Annotated in this window: 6 protein-coding genes; 1 reads left to right on the forward strand and 5 read right to left on the reverse strand. The window is 59.9% G+C overall.

Annotation, left to right across the window (positions count from 1 at the left end):
• The 5 genes from A3754_RS00225 to glyA form a co-directional block, all read right to left on the reverse strand.
• On the reverse strand, positions 1-643 hold a 643-nt coding region (locus A3754_RS00225; protein WP_063518530.1), incomplete at its 3' end, for a riboflavin synthase.
• A 201-nt stretch (positions 644-844) separates the two neighbouring features.
• Positions 845-1,993 (reverse strand): bifunctional diaminohydroxyphosphoribosylaminopyrimidine deaminase/5-amino-6-(5-phosphoribosylamino)uracil reductase RibD, encoded by a 1,149-nt coding sequence (ribD, locus tag A3754_RS00230; RefSeq protein WP_063518531.1) that lies wholly within the window; start codon positions 1,991-1,993, stop codon positions 845-847.
• Entirely contained in the window at positions 1,990-2,484 is a 495-nt protein-coding gene (gene nrdR, locus A3754_RS00235; RefSeq protein WP_063518532.1) for a transcriptional regulator NrdR, read from the reverse strand. The genes ribD and nrdR overlap by 4 nt, the downstream gene beginning before the upstream one ends.
• Positions 2,485-2,542: 58 nt before the next feature.
• Positions 2,543-2,899, reverse strand: a complete 357-nt coding sequence (locus A3754_RS00240; RefSeq protein WP_063518533.1) for a four helix bundle protein — start codon at positions 2,897-2,899, stop codon at positions 2,543-2,545.
• A 65-nt stretch (positions 2,900-2,964) separates the two neighbouring features.
• Entirely contained in the window at positions 2,965-4,221 is a 1,257-nt protein-coding gene (gene glyA, locus A3754_RS00245) for a serine hydroxymethyltransferase (RefSeq protein ID WP_063518534.1), read from the reverse strand.
• A 287-nt stretch (positions 4,222-4,508) separates the two neighbouring features.
• Between glyA and A3754_RS00250 the strand changes: the two genes are divergently transcribed.
• The coding region (locus A3754_RS00250; RefSeq protein WP_156496623.1) for an ATP-binding cassette domain-containing protein at positions 4,509-4,907 on the forward strand (399 nt) is incomplete at its 3' end.

A 4,907-nucleotide genomic window follows, 5' to 3' on the forward strand; every position in this document is an offset into this window, starting at 1 on the left:
TTTCCGCCAGGAACGCCATGGAAATCCCCTCGGAAGTGGGCTCGGCGGCCTTCTCTCCCAGGAGCAGGCGTTCCAGATAGCGGGCTATGATATCAACTTCCAGGTTCACTGGCGTCCCCACCTGCCATTGACCGATGGTGGTGACCTCCTGGGTGTGCGGAATAATGTTCAGGGAAAACACCGCTCCGGCCACACTGTTCACCGTCAGGCTGATGCCATCGACGGTGATTGAACCCTTGTGGGCAATGTACTTGGCCAGCTCCGCCGGTGCCTCGATATCGATACGCACCGAACGGGCATCCTGCTTCATCTCGACAATCTTGCCCAGGCCATCCACATGACCGCTGACCAGGTGGCCACCCAGTCGGGAGGACGGAGTCAGGGCTTTTTCCAGGTTCACCGTGCTGCCCACGCTGATTTGCGCCAGCGAGGTCAGCGACAGCGTTTCCCCGGATACATCCGCCTCAAAGGCACCACCAGGCAACGCGGTGGCGGTAAGGCATACGCCGTTCACTGCGATGGAGTCGCCCAGCTGCACATCGGAAAAGTCCAGCCCTTCGCTCTTGATCAGCAAGGTCACATCGCCGCCTTTCGGGGTCATGGCGGCCACCTTGCCCATGGATTCGATAATGCCGGTAAACATGTAAACTCTCCTGCGTCAGGCTCGCAGACCAGACACGTCGGTATTGAGTCGAAAGTTTAAAGTTCAAAGTTGAAAAGCGCGGGCAGAGCCTTGCCTGTTGTCCGTTCCGCGCCCGCGTTCACCGGTAATCGCGACGCCAACCACTCAACCTCGCACCGCCCTCATCTGCGTTTTAACTTTCAACTTTGAACTTTAAACTCATTACGCCGGAACCAGCGTCAAACGCAGATCATCGCCAATCTGGCGCACATCCTGCCAACGCAACGCCACCTTCTCGCTCATGCTGGCCAACTGCGGCAGCCCCAGTAACGGCCGGGCTGACGAGCCCAACAGGGCCGGTGCCATATAGACGAGAATTTCGTCGAACAGGCCCTCACGAACAAACGCACCGGCCAGCGTGGCGCCACATTCTACCAGCACTTCATTACATTCGCGCCGGTTCAATTCGATCAACAACTGCTGCAGGTCGATCCCGGAGCCAGAGGCCGGCAAGTGCATGACCTCAGCTCCGGCGGATTCCAGCGCATTCTGGCGCCCCGGGTGCTGTTCCCCAGCCACCAGCAGGCAATGCCCCGGCGCACTCACCACCGGCACATCCGGGGGCGTGCGCAGAGTTCTGTCCAGAATTACCCGCACAGGCTGGCGCACCCAGTCGCGGCCCGCCTGACTGTGTTCATCTGGGCGGCAATGATAGTCCGCCAGTGTCCATTGTGCCGGGCGCACCGTATAGGAAGGCCGGTCCGCCAGCACGGTCCCCACGCCGGTGATCACCGCCGAACTGCGTGCCCGCAGGCGCTGCACATCTTCCCGCGCCGCCGGGCCGGTGATCCACTGGGACTCCCCACTAGCCATGGCCGTGCGGCCATCCACACTGGCGGCAATCTTGATGCGAATATAAGGTCGCTGCCGGGTCATCCGGGCAATGAACCCCGGATTCAATTCCCGGGCCTGCGTTTCCAGCAATCCCGACGCCACCGCAATGCCGGCATCCGCCAGCCGTTGCAGCCCCTGCCCCGCCACCTGGGGATTGGGGTCCTCCATGGCCGCAACAACCCTCGCCACCCCGGCGTCCACCAGCGCATCCGCGCAGGGGCCGGTACGCCCGGTATGGGAGCAAGGTTCCAGAGTGACATAGGCCGTGGCTCCCTGAGCCCGATCGCCAGCCGCCGCCAGCGCATGACGCTCGGCATGGGGCTCGCCGGCCCGGGCATGAAAGCCCTCACCGACCACGGCGCCATCACGCACCAGCACACACCCCACTCGTGGGTTAGGGTCCGTGGTGTAGAGGCCTTGGCGCGCCAGTTGCAGCGCCCGGCTCATAGACTGATGGTCGGCAGCAGAAAAGCTCATGATTCCTTCGAGTCTTCCAGCTTGTCACCGGGTTTGCCGCCGGCTTTTTTCAGGCGATCCACTTCAGCGGAAAACTCGGAAATATCCTGAAAACTGCGGTACACCGACGCAAAGCGCACATACGCCACATCGTCCAGCTGTTGCAGTTCTTCCATCACGAACTCGCCCAGCTCCCGGGCCGGCAGCTCCCGTTCGCCGGTGGCACGCAGACGGTGACAAATCCGGCTGATTGCGGCTTCCAGGTCTTCCATGCTCACCGGCCGTTTCTCCAGCGCCCGCAGCATGCCCGCACGCAGCTTGGCCTCATCGAACGGCTGGCGGGTGCCATCGGTTTTCACCAGGCGCGGCATCACCAGCTCTGCTGTTTCAAAGGTGGTAAAGCGCTCGGTACAGCTCAAGCACTCACGGCGACGACGGATCTGCACCCCATCCGCAACCAGACGGGAGTCGATCACCTTGGTGTCCTGGGCGGAGCAAAACGGGCAGTACATGGAAACCCCAGTTGACAGTTGATAGTTGACAATTGACAGCTAAAACCTTGAAACCCGATTATCTGCGAGTTTTGGTGGTTTTGATAATTGCCGTCAATATCTTCAATAACTCTTTGGCGTCAGCCATAACCGACTGACCAGACGAAGGCTCCAAATAGCCGGACTCCATCAACAACTCCAGCCAATATTCCGTTTCATTAGCCTCTTTCAGAGCGATAGACAATTTATGCACGAAGTCTGCACGACTCTCGGCCTGCTCTGCTTCCCTGACCAAGGCTCCAATTGCTGTTCCGCTGCGCAGCAATTGCTTACTTAATATGTATTCTCGCTTCTGCTCTTGCAGATACTGATAAACCTTTATCATCCGCAAAGCAAAAGCGCGGGATTTCTCCCGCGCTGCATACTTTCTCGTCATCCGTGACTCTACGTATTGTTTGCTTTTCGCTGTCAACTATCCACTGTCAACTGTCAACTCATCTTCTACCGCTCATAAACCGGCAACCGAGCACAAATCTCCTTCACCTTGCCTTTCACACTCTCAATCACAGACTCGTCACCCATATTGTCGAGGATGTCACAGATCCAGCCAGCCAGCGCCTTGGCGTCGGCTTCATCAAAGCCGCGACGGGTAATGGACGGGGAGCCGATACGCAGGCCGGACGTCACGAACGGGGAACGCGGGTCGTTGGGCACGGCATTCTTGTTGACGGTGATGTTGGCGCGGCCCAGGGCGGCGTCGGCATCTTTGCCGGTGATGTCCTGCTTGATCAGGCTGAGCAGGAACAGGTGGTTTTCGGTGCCGTTGGACACCACGTCAAAGCCGCGCTCGATGAATACGCCGGCCATGGCCTGGGCATTCTTCACTACCTGCTGCTGGTAGCCCTTGAAGTCAGCCTGCATGGCTTCCTTGAAGCAGATTGCCTTGGCGGCAATCACGTGCTCCAGCGGGCCACCCTGGCCACCGGGGAACACGGCAGAGTTGATCTTCTTCTGAATGTCTTCGTTGGCCTTGCCCATGATCAGGCCGCCACGGGGACCACCCAGAGTCTTGTGGGTCGTAGTGGTAGTGATGTCGGCGATGCCCACCGGGCTGGGGTACACACCCGCCGCAACCAGACCGGCCACGTGGGCCATGTCCACCAGCAGGATGGCGCCCACTTCATCGGCGATATCGCGGAAACGCTGCCAGTCCACCACCTGGGAGTAGGCAGAGAAGCCCGCCACGATCATTTTCGGCTTGTGCTCGCGGGCCAGGGAGGCCACCTGCTCGTAATCAATCAGGCCGGTCTCATTGTCCAGGCCGTACTGGATGGCGTTGTAGGTCTTGCCGGAGAAGTTCGGCTTGGCGCCGTGGGTCAGGTGACCACCCGCGTCCAGGCTCATGCCCAGCACGGTGTCGCCAGCCTTCAGCATGGCCATATACACCGCGCCATTGGCCTGGGAACCGGAGTGCGGCTGCACGTTGGCCCAGTCGGCGCCGAACAGCTCACAGGCCCGGTCGATGGCCAATTGCTCGACCACGTCCACGTTTTCGCAACCGCCGTAGTAGCGCTTGCCCGGGTAGCCTTCGGCGTACTTGTTGGTCAGCACGGAGCCCTGGGCCTCCATGACCCTCGGCGAAGCATAGTTTTCAGAGGCAATCAGCTCGATATGCTCTTCCTGGCGAACTTCCTCGGCCTCGATGGCCGCTTTGATTTCCGGGTCAAACTCGGCGATGGACATGGATTTCGGGAACATGGGCTACCTGTCAACGTGCTAAGAGTGGATTGGGGCGCGTATTCTAACCAAATCCGGGGCCAATGGCACTTGAAGTCCGCTCATGGAAACCTGCCAGTCGTCTCATGGCGTCAGGCACCGGTTTTCTGGCGCCAATCCGGCCTTACATCGCCCTATCAAAGGCCGTGCACTTTCACTCACGGCCGCTTTCCGTTAGCTTAGGCGCCAATCAAAGTACCCTCTGCCGGGGCCTGCAGCCCGCCTGCACCTTACGCCCCGCACATTAATACAGACTGCGGTCGGAGTTTATGAGCCAGTACATCTTCACCATGGACAAGGTGGGCAAGGTTGTCCCACCCAAGAAACACATCCTGAAGAACATCTCCCTGTCGTTCTTTCCCGGCGCCAAGATCGGCGTGCTGGGCCTGAACGGCTCCGGTAAATCCACGCTGCTGCGCATCATGGCCGGCGTGGACAAGGACTTCCTGGGTGAAGCACGGCCGCAGCCGGGCACCAATATCGGCTACCTGCCCCAGGAGCCGGAGCTGGACCCGGAAAAGAATGTCCGCGAGATCGTCGAAGAAGCCGTGGCGGATATCCGTAACGCCCAGCAGCGCCTGGAAGAAGTCTACGAAGCCTATGCGGCGGAAGACGCGGATTTCGACAAGCTGGCCGCCGAACAGGCCAAGCTGGAAGACATCATCGAA

The sequence above is a fragment of the Alcanivorax sp. HI0083 genome, assembly GCF_001635175.1.

What these genes read in the sequence shown, in the direction of transcription:
- A3754_RS00240 (WP_063518533.1), bottom strand. Translation starts at nt 2,899, where the DNA reads ATGACGAGAAAGTATGCAGCGCGGGAGAAATCCCGCGCTTTTGCTTTG.
- ribD (WP_063518531.1), bottom strand. Translation starts at nt 1,993, where the DNA reads ATGAGCTTTTCTGCTGCCGACCATCAGTCTATGAGCCGGGCGCTGCAA.
- glyA (WP_063518534.1), bottom strand. Translation starts at nt 4,221, where the DNA reads ATGTTCCCGAAATCCATGTCCATCGCCGAGTTTGACCCGGAAATCAAA.
- nrdR (WP_063518532.1), bottom strand. Translation starts at nt 2,484, where the DNA reads ATGTACTGCCCGTTTTGCTCCGCCCAGGACACCAAGGTGATCGACTCC.